The following is a 19,749-nucleotide window of genomic DNA, read 5'->3' as shown; positions in this document are numbered from 1 at the left end:
GGAACAGGCATCTTGCCTGTTCCCTCCCACAAAAGATGAATTTTCATCTTGTGGAACAGGCATCTTGCCTGTTCCCTCCCACAAAAGATGAATTTTCATCTTGTGGAACAGGCATCTTGCCTGTTCCCTTCCACAAAAAATGAATTTTCATCTTGTGGAACAGGCATCTTGCCTGTTCCCTTCCACGGGCAAGATGCCCGTGCCACAAAAGATGAAGTTTATTCTTGTGGAACAGGCATCTTGCCTGTTCCATTCCACAAGAAATGAATTTTATTCCTGTGGAACAGGCATCTTGCCTGTTACTAAAAGGCTTATTAAAAATGGTTCTATATGTCAGTTAAACCAGACATTTACGAAAATCCTCTCGCAATTGATTTTCGTTTAAGTTGCGACCGATGAATACAAGCTCGTTTTTCGGAGTTTCTGTAGCTTTCCAAGGTCTATCCAGCCGACCATCGAACACCATGTGTACTCCTTGAAAAACAAATCGCTTGTTGTCTTCGGCGACATTCAAAATGCCTTTTGTCCGAAAGATATTCGGGCCTTGAGTTCGCAACAATTCCTCCATCCAATCGCTAAATTTGTTGCGGTCAATAGCGCCGGATTCTACTATTGCTACTGAGGTAACAGTTTCGTCGTGTTCGTGAGTGTGTTCGCCCAAAAAGTCGGGTTCGATTTCTAAAGCCCGGTTCAAATCAAATGCTTTAACCCCCAACAAAGCATCCATTGTTAATTCAGCATTGCGGGTGCGGTGGATTTTTGCCATTGCATTCATGGCGCGAATTCGCTTTTCTAATTCTGCCAATTCTTCCTCAGTTACTAAATCGGTTTTGTTGAGCAAAACTACATCAGCAAAGGCAATTTGTTCTTGAGCTTCGTCGGCGTCCCAATGCTGCCAGATGTGCTTGGCATCGACTACGGTGACAACTGCATCAAGCAGCAATTTGTCCCGCATATCTTCGTCTACAAAAAATGTCTGAATGACGGGTGCTGGGTCGGCTAAACCTGTGGTTTCGATGACTATGTGGTCAAATTTGTCTCGCCGCTTCATTAAGTTGCCGATAATCCGAATTAAATCGCCTCGGACTGTACAGCAAATGCAGCCGTTGTTCATCTCAAAAATTTCTTCGTCGGCATCAATTATCAGTTGGTTGTCGATGCCTACTTCGCCAAATTCGTTGACGATGACTGCAACTTTTTTGCCGTGTTCCTGTGTTAAAATGCGGTTCAGCAGCGTAGTTTTGCCTGCGCCGAGATAACCCGTGAGAACGGTAACAGGAACTGATTCGATCGCCCCAGCAGTCACCATACTTGACCTCGATTATTTTACAATGATAACCATTATCGCTATTTTACACCAGAGTTGCTGGCAGTGGTCACAATATTAAATAATGTTAATAAATTGTTCGTGAGAGCTTCTAGGGGCGAGTTGTACCAATAATATTTGCTGCAATTCAAAATATCGATCAACCCGCCCCCTCAGATTACAATTAATTGTTAATCATAGCTGCAATTCGATCGCGCTCTAACTCTCTACCAATAATCACCAGTTTGGTTTGGCGGAGTTCGGAAGGTTGCCAAGGACGATCGTAAAAATATTCTATGCGCGATCCGACACCTTGCAACACCATCCTCATCGGTTTCTTGGGAACCGCCACAAACCCTTTAATCCGATAGATTTCCTGCTGCTGCATCAAGGATTGCAGTTTTTTCACCAAAGCTTCAGGTTCAAATTCGCGATCGGCAATAAAGTAAGTCGAGTTAATATCATCATCGTGTTCGTGTTCCTCCTCAGTGTCGTGGTGACTAGGACGAGACTCCAAATCATCCTCAACCGCCGCATTAAATCCCATTAGCACATCAGGGTTAATTTCGCCACCTTTGCAGGGCACAATTTTCACACTCGGACGTAACTCTTGTTGCAACCAGCTTTGGACTTTCTTGTGAGTTTCCACATCTACGCGATCGACCTTCGTTAAAAGTACCATATCGGCACAGGCTAACTGGTCTTCAAACAATTCCTCGATCGGAGTTTCGTGATCTAAACTATCATCAGCCTGCCGCTGTGCCATCAAAGCATCAATATCACCAACAAAAGAACCGCTAGCAATAGCTTCGCAATCGACAACAGCAACAACACCGTCCACAGTAGCACCAGTGCGAATTTCTGGCCAGCGAAAAGCTTGAATCAAAGGTTTAGGAAGTGCGAGGCCCGAAGTCTCAATTAAGATACAATCAATTTGCTCTCTACGCTTCAACAATTCCTGCATAGTCGGCAAAAATTCCTCTTGAACAGTGCAGCAAAGACAACCATTTGTTAGTTCAACAATATTGCTGCTAACATTTTCTCCTTCGTCGCAAACTTGGCAATCGCGCAGCAGTTCTCCGTCAATACCGATTTCGCCAAATTCGTTAACCAGAACAGCAATGCGGCGACCTTGATTATTTTGCAATAAGTGGCGAATTAAGGTAGTTTTACCGCTACCGAGAAAACCAGTGATGACAGTAACAGGAATTTTGTGCATTGATAATTTTGTGCTTATTTGGTGATGGGATATCTTCCAGGCTCTGTCCCTAGGTGACAATTTAAGACTGAAACCCAAAATAAATGTCGTTTTTATGCGAAGTCTAGATCCCCCTAAATCCCCCTTAAGAAGGGGGACTTTGAAAATATTTCTTGTCCCCCCCTTATTAAGGGGGGTTAGGGGGGATCTAGATTTCGATAAAAACAAGAGATCCGGTCGGTTTGACGTTAAGTTGTCACCAATGGGCAGAGCATGGTAACGAGAAAGGGTCTAATTTCCCAGTGGTGGAATCTTCGCCAAAACACCTTTTTTCAGAGCTTGAGGACGCTCAGACCAAGGCAATAAACCGTCTGGTTTAGCATAGTATTGACCCGCGCATTCGAGTACAGCCTCGACGCTTTCCGACTCATTTGCTGGTAAATCACCAAACAGATAAGTGTACTTTCCCACAGCAGCAAAAGACACCGCACAAGAGTGACTGCAAGCACTCATGCACTCAACTTCTTGAATCTCAAATTTATCAGAAAACTCCCAATTTTTAGCGAGTTGCGACAAATTTTCCATAAATTGTTGGCCGCCGCTTTTACCTTCGCGCTTGCCGTTTTTCCAAACACTAGCGCAAGCAGTGCAAACAAATAGATTGTGCTTTGTGCGTACAGCCGCATTAATTCCATCCATCATCCGTACCTCGCAGATGCGTTCAAAAGTGAGTTAGATATCGGCGGGCATTCTGACTTGAGAAACCCCAAGGGTTTCATTACAGTTGCGGGACAGCGCCGGACTTGCACCGAACTTTCCCCGTTTCCTCTAACGGCTGCTCCCCGCTAGAACCGATCGCGAAATCACATCATACCGCACTTGCCGCCTTTTTGGAAAAAAGTTATGTTGGTAATCTCCATCCATCAAAAAAAAAATAACTCTTTGTGGAACAGGCATCTTGCCTGTTGCTGACAGGATAAAACCCCACCAAAAAAATAACTCTTTGTGGAACAGGCATCTTGCCTGTTGCTGACAGGATAGAAACCCATCCCCAAAAAAATAACTCTTTGTGAAACAGGCATCTTGCCTGTTAATGACGGGCTAGAAGCCCCTCCTACCCGAACATTACTACAAACTATATGAACGCCTTCCCCGATTTTTCCACTCACGGCTATCAGATTGAAAAAGAACTCGGACACAACAGTCTCGGCGGCCGAGTTACATACTTAGCGAAAAATACGAATACTCAAAAATTAGTTGTAATTAAGCAATTTCAATTCGCTCAATTAGGTGCTAGCTGGACAGAATACGAAGCTTACGAACAAGAAATTAAAGTTTTGAAAAAGCTGGATCGCCCCGGCATTCCCCGCTATCTCGATTCTTTTCAAACTGACAGCGGTTTCTGCATGGTGCAGGAATACAAAAATGCCGAATCTGCTGTCGCGCGGACTTTTTCGCCGCCGGATATCAAGAAAATTGCGATCGCCACTTTAGAAATTATAGCTTACCTGCAATCCCAGAAACCGCCGATAATTCACCGCGACATCAAACCGGAAAACTTGTTAATCGACGAACAGTTAAATGTTTACTTAGTAGACTTCGGTTTTGCGCGGTTAGGAGGTGGAAATATCGCCGCCAGCAGCGTTGTCAAAGGTACGATGGGATTCATGCCACCGGAACAAATGTTCAACCGAAAATTAACCAAAGCATCCGACCTTTACGGCTTGGGGATAACGCTAATTTGCTTGTTAACTGGTACGAAATCTGCGGATGTCGGTAATTTAGTTGATGCTAATTATGGCATTCATTTCCGGCATTTAGTACCGCCATTGCAGCAGGGTTGGATGAATTGGTTGGAGAGAATGGTAGCGCCGAGATTGCAAGACAGATATCCATCGGCTGCGGATGCTTTAACTACGCTAGAATCTTTGGATGTCAGCAGCTTGCCGAAAGTGAGAATTGAGGGCGATCGACTGAAATTTACTGCTACTGAATATGAAGAAATTATAATACGGGCGATTACCATTAGCAACCCAATTCCAGATACAATTTTAACAGGAAGATGGGAAGTCGCGCCGCATCCGAACGATCCGCCGCACACGCCTTACGACCATTCTTGGATTTCTTTTGAACCGCCCTCATTTGAAAGCAATGAATTGGAGTGTCAGATTGCGGTAGATACGAGCAAATTGCTGGCAAGCCAAACTTATCAACGCCAGATTGTACTGCGCGCTAATTCTGAACCAGACACTTATCAAGTTGCAATTCAAGTTAAAACTGCGCGCCTTCCCGAATCCAAACCAACACTATCTTTGTCTAAAAAGAGACTGCTTTTCATGTTGGTGTTTGTTTTCGCCGGTTGGCTGTTGGGTTGCGAAATCCATCCACTGTTTTTATCGATGTTTTTAATTTCTCCGCTTGTTACTGGATTTATAGCAGCGGAAAAAACGCTATCTGCTGAAGTAAATGGAATTGAAATCAATTGGTTTGGAGCCGTTTTCGGAGCGAGCTTTGGAATTACAGTTATGTCGATATTAACAAGCGCTTTTGCCTCAGTTTTCGAGATTAATTTAGGCGATGATATGAGTAAAATCATCCCTTTATTAGTTTGCTTGGTGCCATCAGCTTTAGTTGGTGCTGCGGCCGGTAGTGTTGCCAGTAGTTGGACTTTGACACTCTGGGCATTTGCAGCTTCGGGAGTGACTTTTATATCTTCGCTTGCCCTGGGATTCAGTTTGGAGATGACAAAACCTTTAGGGATTAGTATTTACTTGATACTTCTACTTCTATTTAGTTCCTTTTGTTGGTTGGTAGTTTATACTTTAGCTAAACCTGGGATTTCCGATCGCATTAAAAAAGGTTTTTTGAAGCAAGATGCTGTGACACTCGCCTTTCTCACGGCTGGATTTTGCATCAGCTTAGGAACCGCATTGCAACTGTTTTTTAAATTGGTAACTAATATTGATTCGGTTGAAATCATGGAACTTTTAATTGTCGGAGGAATTACGCTCACTCCCGCCGCCGTCACTGCTATTCCCTTACTCAATCTGATAGTTTTTAAAAGAAATCAAATTATTGCCAACTATCGAAAATCCCAACCCCATTTAATCAAACCGTAAAAACTTGTTCGTAGTAGAGACTTTCGTCCTTAAAGACTGAAGTCCTTAGTACAAACCTTTTTTGGACTGAAGTCCTTACTACAATTTTTTTTTGAACAGAAGTCCTTACTACAAACCTGACAAATTTATGAATGCTTTTCCTGACTTTTCCAACTACGGCTATCAAGTAACTCGCGAACTCGGACACAATCGCGCCGGCGGGAGAGTTACCTATCTCGCTACCGAAATTAATACCCAACGTTCCGTCGCTGTCAAACAATTTCAATTTGCCCAAACAGGCGCTAATTGGGCTCAATATCAAGCGTGCGAACAAGAAATTCAGATTTTGCGAGAACTGGATCATCCCAACATTCCCCGCTATTTAGATTCCTTCCAAACTGCATCGGGTTTTTGCATGGTACAGGAATACAAAAATGCCGATTCTCTCGCTATTTTGCGCCAGCTAACACCGCAGCGAACCAAGCAAATTGCTATCTCTGTTTTAGAAATTATCAAATACTTGCAAAACCGCGTTCCGCCAGTGATTCACAGAGATTTAAAACCGGAAAACATCTTGGTGGACGATCGCCTGAATGTCAGCCTTGTCGATTTCGGATTTGCTAGAATCGGCGGGGGAGAAGTGGCCGCCAGCAGCGTTGTTAAAGGCACTTTGGGCTTTATGCCGCCAGAACAAATGTTCAATCGGCAGCTAACTGTTGCATCGGATTTATACAGTCTCGGCGCCACGCTAATTTGCTTGCTAATCGGCATCAATTCTACCGAAGTTGGCAGTTTAATGGACGATACCGGGCGGATTAATTTTAAACATCGGTTGCCGCAGCTAACTCCAGAATTTCTTGACTGGCTGCAAAAAATGGTGGAACCGAATTTCAAACACCGCTATCCTTCCGCAGATGCTGCCCTCAATGCTTTGATTCCCCTCGAAGTTGTTCAGCAGCGTAACAACTTAAAACCGGTATTGATATCAGTCGGAGTATTAACAGCAATTTCTGCTATTTTTATTCCGCTTTTTTGGAAATCTCCCGAACATCAAACAGCAGTAGATATCAAACCAGTAATCAACTCAGCAAATTTGAACCCTAAGACTCAAGTAATGTTAACTGACGAATTAGAATCAACGAAACTTAGGAATGTTTGGTCTTTGAAGCAAAAGAAAAAAGTCTATTTTGCTGTAAGTGCTGCTAACTTGCCAGAAGGAGAATATAGAACTTATTGTAAGGTTGTCAACCCTCAAGGACTATTCGCAGCCCAAAGTCAATCTTATTTAAAAACGACGGGCGATCGATTAAATACTTGGTGCTGGTATAATTTTAAAGAAGATGACAAACCTGGCAATTGGCAGTTTCAATTTTACTTAGACGGTCAAAAAGTGACGCAAAATAGTTTCAAGGTCTTACCTTAAGATAGTTGTTCCGGGCTGGCAGTGAATTTCTTGGCCGTCAAAAGTTGGCGGATTCCACGTTTCTGCATAACTTGCATTAATTTGATCGCTCTCGCAAATTGCAGAAATAGTTGTTATGCCACCCTTTTCTTTAAAAGCAAACACTGCGCCAGTGTAGGATTTCCCGGTACTCATATCATTAGGTTTGGCAATCGCGATCGCGCTTTCAAATTGTGCCGATTCGCGTTGATTGTACGAGGTTTGCACCGGATCCATTGATGATACAAGCGTGTAATTATAGTCATCGCTTTGTTCTTTAATTCCTAGACCCAGTTGGGTAATGTTATCGCTAAATTTACCGTACTCTGCATAGTAAGCTTGCTGCCCTCTATTGATGCTATTAATATATTGTTTTGCTTGTGAGGATTTCGGATCGCTGGAGATGAAAAGTTTATTGAGTTTAAAATCGTAAAATGACGCCATGATGCCAGCCACAACCGCGATGTAAATTGCAATCCTCGGCAGCAAACTGGATACTGGCAATCTCGATTTTTTACTGGCTTTAGCTACATTGACTGACATTTTTTTAACTGTCATAAAGTAAATTTGCCAAGCTTGTAGAGTGCGCCACAAGCACCCTACAAACTATAAATTATGCAGTTTCGTGCTTCCGCCATGCGGGGTGCCACAGCAATTCGGCAGTCGATCGCTTCTCGACCATTTCAGGAGTAATCATACAATTAGCCACATCCTTGCGAGAAGGCAACTCGTACATCACATCCAGCATTAACTCCTCTAAAATGCTGCGGAGAGCTCTCGCGCCAGTTTTGCGACGATAGGCCTCCTGGGCGATCGCCCGCAGCGCTTCCGGCTGGAATTCCAACTCCACGCTGTCCATCTTCAACAGCTTTTGATACTGCTTCACCAGCGCATTCCGGGGCTCAGTCAATATCTGCATCAAAGCTGCTTCATCCAGCGGCGAAATCACCGTCACCACCGGTATCCGCCCGACAAACTCAGGAATCAAACCAAACTTGACTAAATCGTCGGGCTGTACCTGCTGCAAAATATCAGCGGCCCGCTTGTCTTTCGCCGGCAAAGTCGAGTTGCTGTCACTTTCTGTTGGCTGAATAAAGCCCAAGGATTTTTTACCCAAACGCTGTTCAACTATTTTTTCCAAACCGACAAAAGCACCGCCACAAATAAATAGAATTTTGCTAGTGTCAACTTGAATAAAATCTTGGTAAGGATGTTTGCGGCCGCCTTGCGGGGGAACATTAACCACTGTTCCTTCCAACATTTTTAGCAGCGCTTGCTGCACTCCTTCTCCCGATACATCCCTGGTGATCGAAGTATTTTCGCTTTTGCGAGCAATCTTGTCAATTTCATCAATATAAATAATGCCACGTTGCGCCGCTTCAACATCAAAATCGGACATTTGCAACAGCCGCAGCAAGATATTTTCTACATCGTCGCCGACATATCCAGCTTCTGTCAGTGTCGTCGCATCCGCTACCGCAAACGGCACTTCGAGCATTTGCGCCAAACTTTGCGCTAACAAAGTTTTGCCACAACCTGTGGGCCCCACTAACAGGATGTTGGATTTTTGCAGTTCTACATCGCTGTCAGCAGAAGACTTGTCGCTATCTTTAGCTTGGTCAACGCTCAAGCGCTTGTAGTGGTTGTAAACTGCTACAGAAAGGACTTTTTTTGCTGAATGCTGGCCGATGACGTGGTTGTCTAAATGCTGCTTAATTTCTGTCGGTTTCGGAATTTGAGCTAAAACGATTTTCGATTTGTTCGATCGACCTGGGCGCCGGGTTCCTTGTCCCTGAGACTCTCGCACCTCTGACTGGGGAATCTGTTGACCAATTGTTTTACTGGAGTCAAAGAACTCCTCCTCTAAAATTTCGTTGCACAGTTCCACGCATTCATCGCAAATGTATACGCCGGGCCCAGCTATTAACTTGCGGACGTACTCTTGCGACTTGCCGCAAAAGGAGCATCTGAGATGGGAGTCATATTTTGACATATTTGCCTCTTACTTTACGGTTGCGGTTGCTTTTTTTGACTGGGGAAGTTGCCGCGCGATCGACCTTAGCTTTGCCCTAGAAGGGTTTCCCGATCGGACACCCAAGCCAGTCAAGCTTCGCGATCTCTATTTCTAAGTTAACACTTTTGAGGCTTTAGTCATTAGTCATGAGTCATCCGAGCCAATTTGAATTTTTCATTTTCACTTGAAAATAAAGCTGCACGGGCTTACCATTTTTTGTATTCCAAAAATTTTCCCGACATAATTATTTTCACTCGATCGCCTTTTGGGTCTGCTTCTTTCTCGACATCCAAAGTAAAGTCGATCGCGCTCATAATCCCGTCACCAAATTTTTCGTGAATCACTGCTTTGAGTGGCATCCCGTAAACCTGCATAATTTCATAGAAACGATAAATCAGGGGGTCAACCGGAACCGAGGCCTCCAAAGAACCTTTTAACGGAGGTTCACAGAGAACCGCAGCCGTCTCGCTATCTAGTCCCAAAGCCGAGACAATTTTCTGGGCTTCATCTTCTGATGCGGTAGCTTGACGGTAAATAACCGCGGCAATCCAAACTTCGTCGCGCCCCAAAACTTTTTCCAAATCTGCAAAACTAATTCCCTTAGCTTTTTTAGCCGCCAAAAGCTTTTCTGTAATTCCTGAAATTGCCATTAAATATTCTCCCCTTCACTTCAGTGTCAGATGTGAAACTTTTCTCACATTTTGGTTATTTTGTCAATACTAAGTTGAGAAAAAAAATCGAATTGATAGCTCGGAACTTCAGCAAAAGCTGGTCTCGTCAACCCCCACAACTCATACAATTTGAGATTTGAGATTGGAAATGTTAGATTGGCAATGACTGATGACTACCAGGGTTGAGAGCTAGTCAACAGTTGCATTCTTTTTTCCAACTGGTATCACAACTGACACAACTGATAAATCCTAAAATAACTCATAACTGCCCTGTGGCAATGGTACAGTTGGCAGTATATGTAATAAAAGTTACACACGCAAAGGCATTCGGCATTCGGCAAACGGCTGAATTTTGATCGTGCTAGCCTGAAGCTCAATCGTCGCTCACGCAGCCAAAGCCCCTTTACCACTCAAAACCGGCAACTGACAAAAGTATGGAGATTCAGACCAAAAATTACACGATGCAGTACGATCGGGCTACGCAAACAGTCACCTGTAGCGGAGCGTTCCGACTCAGCCAGGTGGAAGAATACGCACCGATCGTCGATCTGCTCAACGAAGTGGCTGACTCCTGCCCAAACACGGTGACTCTAGACTTGCGAAAGCTAGAATTTTTAAATAGTTCTGGAATTAATATTTTCTCAAAATTTGTGATCAAAGTGCGCCAGCAAAAAAATATTCAAATCGCCATCAAAGGTTCTAAACAGATCCCCTGGCAGATAAAATCCCTGAAAAACTTGCAGCGGCTGATGCCTTCCTTGCACTTAGAATTGGAATAATAGCGAAAAAGGTGAACTACCCAACACCCATCTGAGTACAGATAGGGTGTGGGCTTCCCAATTCAACGGGGATTGCCTCAGCCTTCATGGATTTTTTACGCCCTGATGGCTTTGGTCTTACATCCCCTCCAAGGGCAGAAGCGCTAGTTCCTAACGCCAAAACTCGCAAGCCTTCGTTTTTAATATTTATTGCAGCGTTGATGTCTCTATCATGCCGCTTTTGACAGTGAGGACAATCTACAAGTCTTACACCCAATGAATCATATCCTTTTTGCAGTATTGGGATGGGTAGTAGAGTCTCGCTACACAGTTGAGAAGATGGGAAAAACCGCCCTATTTCTTGGTAGGTGTGACCAAATCTGTCTGCTTTGTACTTGAGCATGGTTAGAAAAATTCCCCATCCTTGGTCTGATATTGCTTTTGCCAAGTTGGGATTTTTAACCAGATTCTTAACTGCCAAATCTTCTACACAAATAACTTGGTTTTCGTAGGCTATTTTGCGAGATAGCTTATGTAGAAAGTCTTCCCTTACTCTAGCTATTTTACTAGATACTTTGGCAACTAAAAGTTTAGCCTTGCGACGCTTGTTAGATGTCTTATCCGTCTTTCTAGCTAATTTCTTTTGTTTGCGTTTTCTGTTCCTTTCTAGCTTAGCCAATTGCTTCTTAGGTAGGTCATATTTTGAACCCTCGGAAGTTATAGCAAAGTTTTTCAACCCCAAATCAACACCGATAGCTTCTCTGATTGCGACTACGGGCGTATCTTCTTGGTTAAAAAGAATAGAAGCATAATACCTACCATCTGCATTTCTCGATATTGTTACACTCGTGAATTTAGCATCAGGAAGCTCTTTGTGAAACACGGTTTTCATCAACCCCAAATTGCCAGGAAACTTTATTACAGCATCCTGTGGCATTAGTTTCACATTTTGGGGATATTGAATCGATTGCTTACCATGTTTAGATTTGAATCTCGGAAATTTAGCGCGTCCCTCAAAAAAATTGACAAACGCACTTGAAAGATTAAATGTTACTCGTTGTAAGACCTGACTATAAGCTTGTCCCAACCATTCATATTCCTTTTTCAAACCAGGAAGCAACTTGTCCATCGCAGCTTTAGAAAGACCTTTCCTAGTTTCTTTATACGCGGTAGTAGTGGCATTGAGCATATAATTCCACAACCATCGAGTATTGCCAAAACATTGAGCCAAGTAGGATTCCTGCTCGTCGGTAGGATAAATTCTGATTTTCACTGCTCTGTACATGGCATCGACCTTACCGTGCTTACATATTCACGGTAACATAAATAATTAAAAATATGTCAACTCACAACAAATATTTTGCTCGTTTGGGACCTGTCAGAGAACCTCGCTATCGCATTGGTCAGAGGACTGTCGTCAACTGACCTGGGTACAGGTACAGTGTGAGCCTTCTTGCTGTTATAGGTAAAGATAAATCCCCGGCTAAGTCCGCGAACCAGGATGAGGGTGGCTGAAGTTAATCGGAATAAGTCATAGTTAAACTAGCACAAAACCCTAAAAAACTTCAGAACCGACTAAAAATTACCAATTTTCAATTGCTATGCAGGAAGAACCATCGACAGAACAGCTACTTTTCGACGTTCAGCGGCTGAGTGCGGAACTTGAAAACTTGAAGCGCGAAAAGGTTGACCTAGAACTTTTGCTGGAGACTACCACCGAACATTCAGATACGATGGAAGCTCACTTGCTGAGCAAAGCTCAGTTGGCCCTGCGTTCCAGCGAAGAGCAGTTTCGGGCGATCGCCGCGGCAACTCCCGTGCCGATATTAGTTTCTCGCCTCTGTGACGGCTTAATTATGTATGCGAACGCTCAATTGGCTTCTCTCCTGAACATACCCCTAGAAAAATTGATCGGCTGCAGCACTCCAGACTTTTACTTAAACCCCGCCGATCGCCCAAAGGTACTTGAGGCACTTGCTAAAGAGGGATACCTCCAAAACTACGAAATCCACTGCAAAAAATCAGACGGCACCGCTTTCTGGGCGATGATCTCGGTTCAGTCGCTGGTGTTTAACGGCGAGCCGACAGCATTGTGCGCCTTGTACGACCTCACCCAGCGCAAGGAAGCAGAACAAACCCTCCAAGAGAGCGAAAAGCGGCTCCGCCGCCAGAGTTTGGCTTTGTTGCAGCTAGGTAGGCAGAGGACTCTCAACAGCGGTGCGCTGAATGTGGGAATTCGCGAAATTACCGAGGCAGCAGCCCGGACTTTGGATGTGGAAAAAGTCAGCGTCTGGCTTTACAACCATGGAAGATTTGGAAATCGCTACCCCAGCGATCCCCAGCTAAACTTTACTGAGAGAGTGCTCGCCCAGAACCAAACAGAGCCACTCGATACAGAGGCCGCGGCCTCAGAGCAACACGACGGGGTGAATCATTCTAAGTTTAAAATGCCCAACCTCAAATTAGTTTGTCTCGACTTGTACGATCGCACCCAGGAGAATCATTTGAGCCGGGAGTCCATATCGGCAAGCGATTTAAATTTATCCATTTTAGATGTTGAGGGCGACGCACCGGGCGAAAATTTGCGATCGGACAATGCTTTAGAACCTACGACAAAGACTCAAAACTCTCTCCAAACAAATTTGTCCCACTCATCTTCCCTAGCCGAACATTCCGCTGTGCTGCCAAATGCCAGCAAGCCCAATTCATCCATATTAAATGTAGCAATTAGGCTCGGTGGGCAGATCGTGGGCATCCTCTCTCTCGAACATATCGGCGCGCCCCGGCAGTGGGCTCTGGAGGAACGCACCTTCGCCGATTCTTTGGCAAATTTGGTAGCGCTGGCGATCGAAGGATTTGAGCGCCAGCGGGCTCAGGAAGCACTCTCCAAAGCCAAAGCGCAGCTAGAAATGACCGTCGATCAGCGCACCGCTCAACTCACCGCCGCCAATAAACTGCTCCGCATCGAAATTGCCGAGCGCAAAAGAGCCGAAATAGCCTTGCAAGAAGCCTTACACAAAGCTGAAGCAGCTTCGAGAGCTAAAAGCACTTTTTTAGCCAATATGAGCCACGAGCTGCGGACGCCACTCAACGCGATTATCGGTTACAGCGAAATGCTACAAGAAGAAGCACGGGAATCGGGACTCGAAGAGATCATTCCCGATACCCAAAAAATTTATAACGCCGGCAAACACTTGCTGACTTTAATTAACGATATTCTCGACCTTTCTAAGATAGAAGCCGGTCGGATGGAGCTTTATTTAGAAAAATTTGACCTCTGTAATTTAATTGAAGAAGTCGTTGCAACTTTGCACCCTTTGGTGGAAAAAAATCACAATCAATTGCAAGTTTCTTGCTCTGAGACTTTGGGAGTGATGTATGCAGATTTGACAAAAGTCCGGCAAATTCTGTTCAATTTGCTCTCGAATGCCCTGAAGTTTACCGAAGGTGGAACGGTGCTGTTGAGCGCGACTCGCGAACCAGCAGGTGACAGCGATTGGGTTTATTTGCAGGTATCTGATACGGGGATTGGAATGTCGGCAGAACAGCAGCAGGGTTTGTTTCAACCTTTTATTCAAGGGGACGCTTCGACTACTCGCAAGTACGGCGGCACCGGTTTAGGATTGGCCATTAGCCGCTTGTTTTGCCAGATGATGGGCGGCGATATCACTGTTGAGAGTCAGTTGGATGTTGGCTCTACTTTTACGGTTCATTTAAAGGCAAAAGTTGATATTAGTTAGAAGCAAGTTTGGCAACTAGCCATGTAGGGGATTTAAGGAATTTAATGGGTGGGGGTTTGGCTAGGAATTGTGTACCGCATTTAACGGATTTAACGGATGGCAAAAGATGGAATAATTCCCCAATTACCAATTAACCATTACCAATTACCAATTCCCTTGTTAATTGTGACACCGATCGCGCTCAACCTCTGTTGTCGATCACACAGTAGCATTTTTTTTCAGCCTAGAATACCTATATTATCCTAAAATTGTCCTGCAGGCACGATCGGGGGCCTCGCTGCATTCAAAAGTCCCACCTCAACCTAATTAAGGCGGTGGGGGGTTGCTTCCAGAAAGGCAATTTGGTAAAAGTAATGCTATGGTCGCGAAGCAGTAGAAGGCAAAATTTAACAGGAAATCAGGAAGTTTCAAAAGTCTCTGGACGCAGAAACACAATTCTGCTTTTTGCCTTCATACTGCTTCTACGGGCGAGATAGCACTGCTGCTGAAAGCAATGCACAATTTCTCAGAATCAAAGGAGTGCATCTACATGATTAAACCTTGCAGTCAACCGCTAAAAATAAACCCTTTTACTTGTTATCGCGATCCGGCTACAGGCAGGTGGACTACTGTAGTTACAAGTGTTCCAAACACTGGCGAAACAGACTCTAGTTTAAAAGCAGAAGCCGAAGGCGAAAACGAAGGTAAAGCAGAAACGATCCTTTCTGCTTCGCCTGCTGTCTCGGTGTCGAAAAAAGTCCTTTCTTTCTCCATGCCTCCGTTTAAACACCGTGCCAAAAAATCTGCTGTTAGTGTCAGCAGGTAGCTATCGCAGGGGTCTAATCTAGTTTCCACGGTTAGTCCCCGACGATCGTCAAACCAAACAAAACAAACTTATCCATAGCCTAAACTGCCAAAAAGCGATATACTAGCAGCAAACTTTCTCATTCAATATTCGTGAAGTATTTGCTCGATCGCTGCCTCCACTTTGTATGGACAGACCGACCAATTCGCCAGCGGGGAACAATCATCGTTGCTATCCCCATTATTTTTCTGTTTGCTTCGCTGCTAGCAATTGCAAGCCTCCGGCAGATTACCATACAGATAAGAGAGCGAGCAGATACTAATAGGGCAATACTTCAGGAAACTAACCGCTTGTTAACCCTCGTGGTGGATGCGGAAACGGGCATTCGAGGTTACGGGTTGACGAAGCGCCGCACATTTCTCTCACCCTACTTAGAAGCCAAGAAGAGTTTGCCTCCGCTGCTGGCGGAACTCAAGGTTATGGTTCAAGCAAACAAACTGCAAGCTCAGCGATTTGAAGATATAAAAAAAAGTACCGAACAGCATATAAATTTCTTGCAAAACACTTTGAATAAGCTCGACAGTTCGGCAACAATCGTGCAGTCGCCGGAAATAATTGAGGTGTTCACTCAAGGCAAATTGAGGAGGGATAACCTGCGTGCAAAAATTAATGTATTTTCTAATGCCGGCGAAGCCTACCAGAAAGCTCTAGATCAGCAAAGACGGGGTTTGATAGATTTCACTAATTTTGTGCAAGTTGCTGGTTTGCTTTTCGGCTGTTTGGGCGCAGGAGCTTCCTGGTATTTATTTGATAGTTTAGAGAAGGAATTGAGGAAGCGGGAAGCAGGCTTGGAAGAAAGTAAAAGTCGCATTCAAGCTGTGGTAGACAATGCGGCTGACGGGATTATTACTTTGGACGCACGGGGAAATATTGAGTCTTTTAATAGGGCGGCAGAAAAGATTTTTGGCGAGAAAGCCGATCGAATAATTGGCTCTAACCTGCGGCGACTGATAGCTCAACCGCAGCCGTACAGCAGCGTGGGGGATTATTCGGTAGAATATTTTGTGTTACATCCAGATACTACGCTGAAGACTTACCAGCAAGAAACAGTTGGAATTCGCCACGACGGAACTAAGTTTCCGATGGAGTTAGCTATCAGCGAAATGCGTCTGGCAAATCAACACTTGTTTATTGCGATTTGCCGCGATGCCAGAAGACGCAAAGAAGCCGAGGAAACTCTGCGAAAGCAAGCGCAAATGCTGGATTTGGCAAACGATACAATCGCGGTACTAGACTTGAATGGGGCGATTTCTTATTGGAATTTGGGGGCGAAGTGGCTCTACGGGTGGCGGAAGTCGCAAGCAGTAGGAAAAAACATTCACAAGCTTTTACAAACAGAATGGGCCCAACCTTTTGAGGCAATTCAAAAAGTATTTTTCGAGAAGGGTTCTTGGCAAGGAGAACTGGTGCGAACTAAGAAAGACGGGACAAAAATAACGGTGGCAAGCCGATGGACTTTGCAGTACGACGATCAAGATCAACCGGTTGCTATTTTGGAAATCAGCAACGATATTAGCGATCGCAAACGCTCAGAAATTGCTTTAGCCCAAAGCGCCCAGCGGTTTCGCGCTACTTTTGAGCAGGCGGCAGTCGGCATGGTGCAAGCGAGTGTGGAAGGTAAATTTCTGTTAGTCAATCAAAAACTTTGCGATATTTTGGGCTACAGCTGCCAAGAATTGCTGGAGAAAAGATTTCAGGAGATTACTTGGCATGGAGATTTGGCAAGTGAACTGGAACTTTTGCGCCAATTGTTAGCAGCAGAAATTGAAAATTACTCTCTGGAAAAGCGCTACATCCGCAAAGACGGAGAGTTGGTGTGGGCAAACTTGACGGTTTCGCTGCTGCGAGAAGAAAATGGCACTCAATTTCTGATGAGTGTGGTTGAAGATATTAGGGATCGCAAACAAGCGCAGGAATCGCTGCGGTTGCGCGCTCAAGAATTGAGGTTGACAGCCCAAAATCTGGCTCAAACGACGAATGTTTTAAGAAAGCGGAATCAAGAATTAGACCAGTTTGCTTATGTAGTTTCTCACGATTTGAAAGCGCCACTCAGGGCGATCGCCAATCTCAGCAGTTGGATAGAAGAAGACCTCAGCGAGTCGATGACAGAGGATACTCTGCACCAAATGAATCTGCTGCGCGGCAGAGTTCACAGGATGGAAGGTTTGATTGAAGGACTGCTGCAATATTCCCGCGTCGGACGGATTCAAGTGCCTTCAGAAATGGTAAAAGTTGAGAATTTATTAGCCGAAATTATTGATTCGTTGGCGCCGCCGTCTGGATTTGAGGTGAAAGTTGAACCGGAAATGCCAACTTTTGTGGCAGAAAGATTGCTGTTGCAGCAGGTTTTTTCTAATTTAATTAGCAACGCAATTAAGCACAACCGAGCTGAATCGGGTCACGTAAACATATCGGTTAAAGAGTTAGATGATTTTTACGAGTTTTCTGTAGAGGATGACGGGCCGGGAATTGATCCTCAATATCACGATAAAGTTTTTGTGATTTTTCAGACCTTGGAAGCACGTGATAAAGTTGAAAATACTGGGATTGGTTTGTCGCTGGTGAAAAAAATTGTCGAAGGTCAAGGGGGCACTATTTCCCTAGAATCTGCCGAAGGTGAGGGAGCAACTTTTCGGTTTACTTGGCCGAAGCAACCTATTAGCCAAGACGGAAAATAAAACAACTTTAAAGGTAGGATGTTTAGGAATGAGAATTAAATAACTTCCACTCTTGAAAGTGGGATGGGCGTCCCGCCCGTCCTTTTTGGACTGGCGGGACGCCCATCCCACAATAATAATTAAAATTATAAGTTATTTAATTAGCGATCGTTAGGGAGTACCGCGATCCAAAGAGTAAATGTAGGGTGCACCCGGACTACAGAGAACCCGATAGCGACTGTTTAAACTGCATCACAACGGATTTCGATGATAAATCCATCCGGATCGTAAAAGTAAATGCCGCGTCCTGTAGCGCGAGTGACGGGGCCACTATCGATCGCAATTTGATTTGACTTTAGCACTTCCAGAGCGCGATCGAACAAATCTGGCTCGATGTCGAAGGCTAAGTGGTTGGCGCGGGTAAAAGCTTTCTCCGGGTCTGGGTTTGGCGGTTCCAAGTCGGGCTGCCAAAATAAGTCAATAACAGTACCGTCTGGGGTGACAAAATTAGCGACTTTACCAGCGGCTACCATTTCTGTTAAAGTTGCGGGAATTTCTGCACCTGTTAGTTCGTGCAGGCCGAGAATTGTACCGTAGAAGTGGCGGGAAGCTGTCATATCGCGCACGTTTAAAGCGATATGGTGAACGCGGCGCAAATTCCCCGGCGCGAGGGCAATTTTGACGTTGTTTTCGGTAGTTTGCATGATTTTAAATTATTGCGAATGTTAAAATTGAATGCTGTTAGATTTATTCAGATCGTCTGCTGTAAAATAAGCCTTTTAAGTTGGTCGTGAAAACTTTTATTAGCGTCGTGCGATCGCACATAATATCAAGTATTCAGGACTTACGCATCGGGGTCTAGAAACCGGGTTTTTTACCGAATCTGCGGTCTACAACGGGTTTTATCGTAAAAAAACCCGGTTTCTCAACAATCGTGCGTAAGTCCTAGTACGGTTATTTTTCTTTAGGGAACGATGCCATGCCTACAAATAGCATGGCCAGACCACCTGCCAGAATTGCGAAGGCAAGTAAACCTACCACTAAATCTAATCCCGATGTATTTTCCATTAAATTAAACAGTTCTCCAATTAAATACAATCATCGGTATTTGTTCAGGTTTGAGTGCTTGCAAACAATGGGGAAGAGCAGAAAAAAATTAGATATCAACTTATTCTAAAAAAAGCATAATTAATTTTTTCCCTCTTCCCTAAACCTCCCTCCGTTAAATCAGTTAAATCCTGCAGACAGCTTAATTGTCGAACTTCTTATTTTGCCAATTCTCGATCGATGGCAGCGATCAGTTCGGGCGAATCGGGGCCAACACTGCTGCGGAATCTAGCAACGACTTCACCCTGTTTGCTAACTAAGAATTTCTCAAAATTCCAGGAAACCTCACCCTTGGGATCGACTGCACTCGTAAGCTTAGCGTACAGCGGGTGCTGCTGAGTACCTTTAGCGCGTACTTTGTCAAATAATTCAAAGGTGACGCCATATTTTGTAGTACAGAAATTGACGATTTCTGGATTACTTCCGGGTTCTTGAGCTCCGAAGTCGTTACAGGGAAATCCTAAAACCCGGAGTCCAGCCGCGCTGTACTTCTGGTTTAATTCTTCGAGTCCTTTGTATTGCGGTGTATAGCCACATTTGGAAGCTACATTAACTATCAAGAGTACCTTGCCAGCGTACTCTCCTAGCTGCTTGTCTTCGCCTGCGATCGTTTTTACTTTAATGTCGGAGATTGTGCTGGGCATTTTCAAATACTTTTAAATTTGACCACCACAATTTTACCGCAAGTCGGTACAATTTTGTCTAGAGGTCGATCGCTAAAAATTTCAATATCCCGGTCGCGGCGGGTTTACGCATCTCGCGCTTATATTATAGATATTGGTTAAGCCGCCCCTACCAAAATTACGGTTAATTTACCGAACCTGATCTTAGGAATGAGAATTAAATAACTTCCACTCTTGAAAGTGGGATGGGCGTCCCGCCCGTCCTTTTTTGACGGGCGGGACGCCCATCCCA

At 44.5% G+C, this 19,749-nt stretch carries 15 protein-coding genes and 1 riboswitch; of the genes, 5 read left to right on the top strand and 10 right to left on the bottom strand.

Annotated features, from left to right (window positions below; all coding sequences use genetic code 11):
- Positions 1 to 337: 337 nt before the first annotated feature.
- The 3 genes from QUB08_RS18655 to QUB08_RS18645 form a co-directional block, all read right to left on the bottom strand.
- Positions 338 to 1,309 (bottom strand): GTP-binding protein, encoded by a 972-nt coding sequence (locus tag QUB08_RS18655; RefSeq protein ID WP_333226106.1) that lies wholly within the window; start codon positions 1,307 to 1,309, stop codon positions 338 to 340.
- Positions 1,310 to 1,490: 181 nt separating this feature from the next.
- Positions 1,491 to 2,525: a cobalamin biosynthesis protein CobW gene (gene cobW / locus QUB08_RS18650; protein ID WP_333226105.1), complete on the bottom strand. Its 1,035-nt coding sequence runs from the start codon at positions 2,523 to 2,525 to the stop codon at positions 1,491 to 1,493.
- Positions 2,526 to 2,795: 270 nt separating this feature from the next.
- On the bottom strand, positions 2,796 to 3,206 hold the full coding sequence (locus QUB08_RS18645; protein ID WP_333226104.1) for a DUF1636 domain-containing protein: 411 nt from the start codon (positions 3,204 to 3,206) through the stop codon (positions 2,796 to 2,798).
- A 22-nt stretch (positions 3,207 to 3,228) separates the two neighbouring features.
- Positions 3,229 to 3,375: riboswitch (cobalamin riboswitch) on the bottom strand.
- 268 nt (positions 3,376 to 3,643) lie between these two features.
- On the opposite strand from QUB08_RS18645, the gene QUB08_RS18640 reads away from it, so the two are divergent.
- Positions 3,644 to 5,623 (top strand): serine/threonine-protein kinase, encoded by a 1,980-nt coding sequence (locus QUB08_RS18640; RefSeq protein ID WP_333226103.1) that lies wholly within the window; start codon positions 3,644 to 3,646, stop codon positions 5,621 to 5,623.
- Positions 5,624 to 5,750: 127 nt separating this feature from the next.
- Complete coding sequence (locus QUB08_RS18635; protein WP_333226102.1) at positions 5,751 to 7,025, top strand: serine/threonine-protein kinase; 1,275 nt, start codon at positions 5,751 to 5,753, stop codon at positions 7,023 to 7,025.
- On the opposite strand, the gene QUB08_RS18630 is transcribed toward QUB08_RS18635, so the two are convergent.
- From QUB08_RS18630 to cynS, 3 genes are all read right to left on the bottom strand, one after another.
- Complete coding sequence (locus tag QUB08_RS18630) at positions 7,017 to 7,601, bottom strand: type IV pilin-like G/H family protein (protein ID WP_333226101.1); 585 nt, start codon at positions 7,599 to 7,601, stop codon at positions 7,017 to 7,019. The genes QUB08_RS18635 and QUB08_RS18630 overlap by 9 nt on opposite strands.
- Positions 7,602 to 7,656: 55 nt before the next feature.
- The gene (gene clpX, locus QUB08_RS18625) at positions 7,657 to 9,036 is read right to left on the bottom strand and encodes an ATP-dependent protease ATP-binding subunit ClpX (protein WP_333226100.1); all 1,380 of its coding nucleotides are present in this window, start codon (positions 9,034 to 9,036) and stop codon (positions 7,657 to 7,659) included.
- Positions 9,037 to 9,263: 227 nt separating this feature from the next.
- Entirely contained in the window at positions 9,264 to 9,707 is a 444-nt protein-coding gene (gene cynS, locus QUB08_RS18620; protein ID WP_333226099.1) for a cyanase, read from the bottom strand.
- 455 nt (positions 9,708 to 10,162) lie between these two features.
- On the opposite strand from cynS, the gene QUB08_RS18615 reads away from it, so the two are divergent.
- Positions 10,163 to 10,507: a slr1659 superfamily regulator gene (locus tag QUB08_RS18615; protein WP_333226098.1), complete on the top strand. Its 345-nt coding sequence runs from the start codon at positions 10,163 to 10,165 to the stop codon at positions 10,505 to 10,507.
- A 16-nt stretch (positions 10,508 to 10,523) separates the two neighbouring features.
- Here the strand turns inward: QUB08_RS18615 and QUB08_RS18610 are convergent, their stop codons facing one another.
- Complete coding sequence (locus QUB08_RS18610) at positions 10,524 to 11,771, bottom strand: transposase (protein ID WP_333226097.1); 1,248 nt, start codon at positions 11,769 to 11,771, stop codon at positions 10,524 to 10,526.
- Positions 11,772 to 12,087: 316 nt separating this feature from the next.
- Here QUB08_RS18610 and QUB08_RS18605 point away from each other — a divergent pair, with 316 nt between their 5' ends.
- Positions 12,088 to 14,226, top strand: coding sequence for an ATP-binding protein (locus QUB08_RS18605; RefSeq protein ID WP_333226096.1), 2,139 nt, complete (start codon positions 12,088 to 12,090; stop codon positions 14,224 to 14,226).
- Between the two features lie 576 nt (positions 14,227 to 14,802).
- On the opposite strand, the gene QUB08_RS18600 is transcribed toward QUB08_RS18605, so the two are convergent.
- A complete protein-coding gene (locus QUB08_RS18600; RefSeq protein ID WP_333226095.1) occupies positions 14,803 to 15,060 on the bottom strand; it encodes a hypothetical protein in 258 nt (85 codons plus the stop codon).
- A gap of 102 nt (positions 15,061 to 15,162) precedes the next feature.
- Here QUB08_RS18600 and QUB08_RS18595 point away from each other — a divergent pair, with 102 nt between their 5' ends.
- The gene (locus tag QUB08_RS18595; protein ID WP_333226094.1) at positions 15,163 to 17,748 is read left to right on the top strand and encodes a PAS domain S-box protein; all 2,586 of its coding nucleotides are present in this window, start codon (positions 15,163 to 15,165) and stop codon (positions 17,746 to 17,748) included.
- Positions 17,749 to 17,969: 221 nt separating this feature from the next.
- Here QUB08_RS18595 and QUB08_RS18590 read toward each other — a convergent pair whose 3' ends face one another.
- Both QUB08_RS18590 and QUB08_RS18585 read right to left on the bottom strand, forming a co-directional pair.
- Positions 17,970 to 18,431, bottom strand: a complete 462-nt coding sequence (locus QUB08_RS18590) for a VOC family protein (protein WP_333105759.1) — start codon at positions 18,429 to 18,431, stop codon at positions 17,970 to 17,972.
- 561 nt (positions 18,432 to 18,992) lie between these two features.
- Positions 18,993 to 19,478, bottom strand: coding sequence for a glutathione peroxidase (locus QUB08_RS18585; protein ID WP_333212882.1), 486 nt, complete (start codon positions 19,476 to 19,478; stop codon positions 18,993 to 18,995).
- Positions 19,479 to 19,749 lie beyond the last annotated feature (271 nt).

The organism is Microcoleus sp. BR0-C5, from assembly GCF_036705045.1.
GTDB lineage: Bacteria > Cyanobacteriota > Cyanobacteriia > Cyanobacteriales > Microcoleaceae > Microcoleus.
This window is presented reverse-complemented; position numbering and strand designations above follow the sequence as displayed.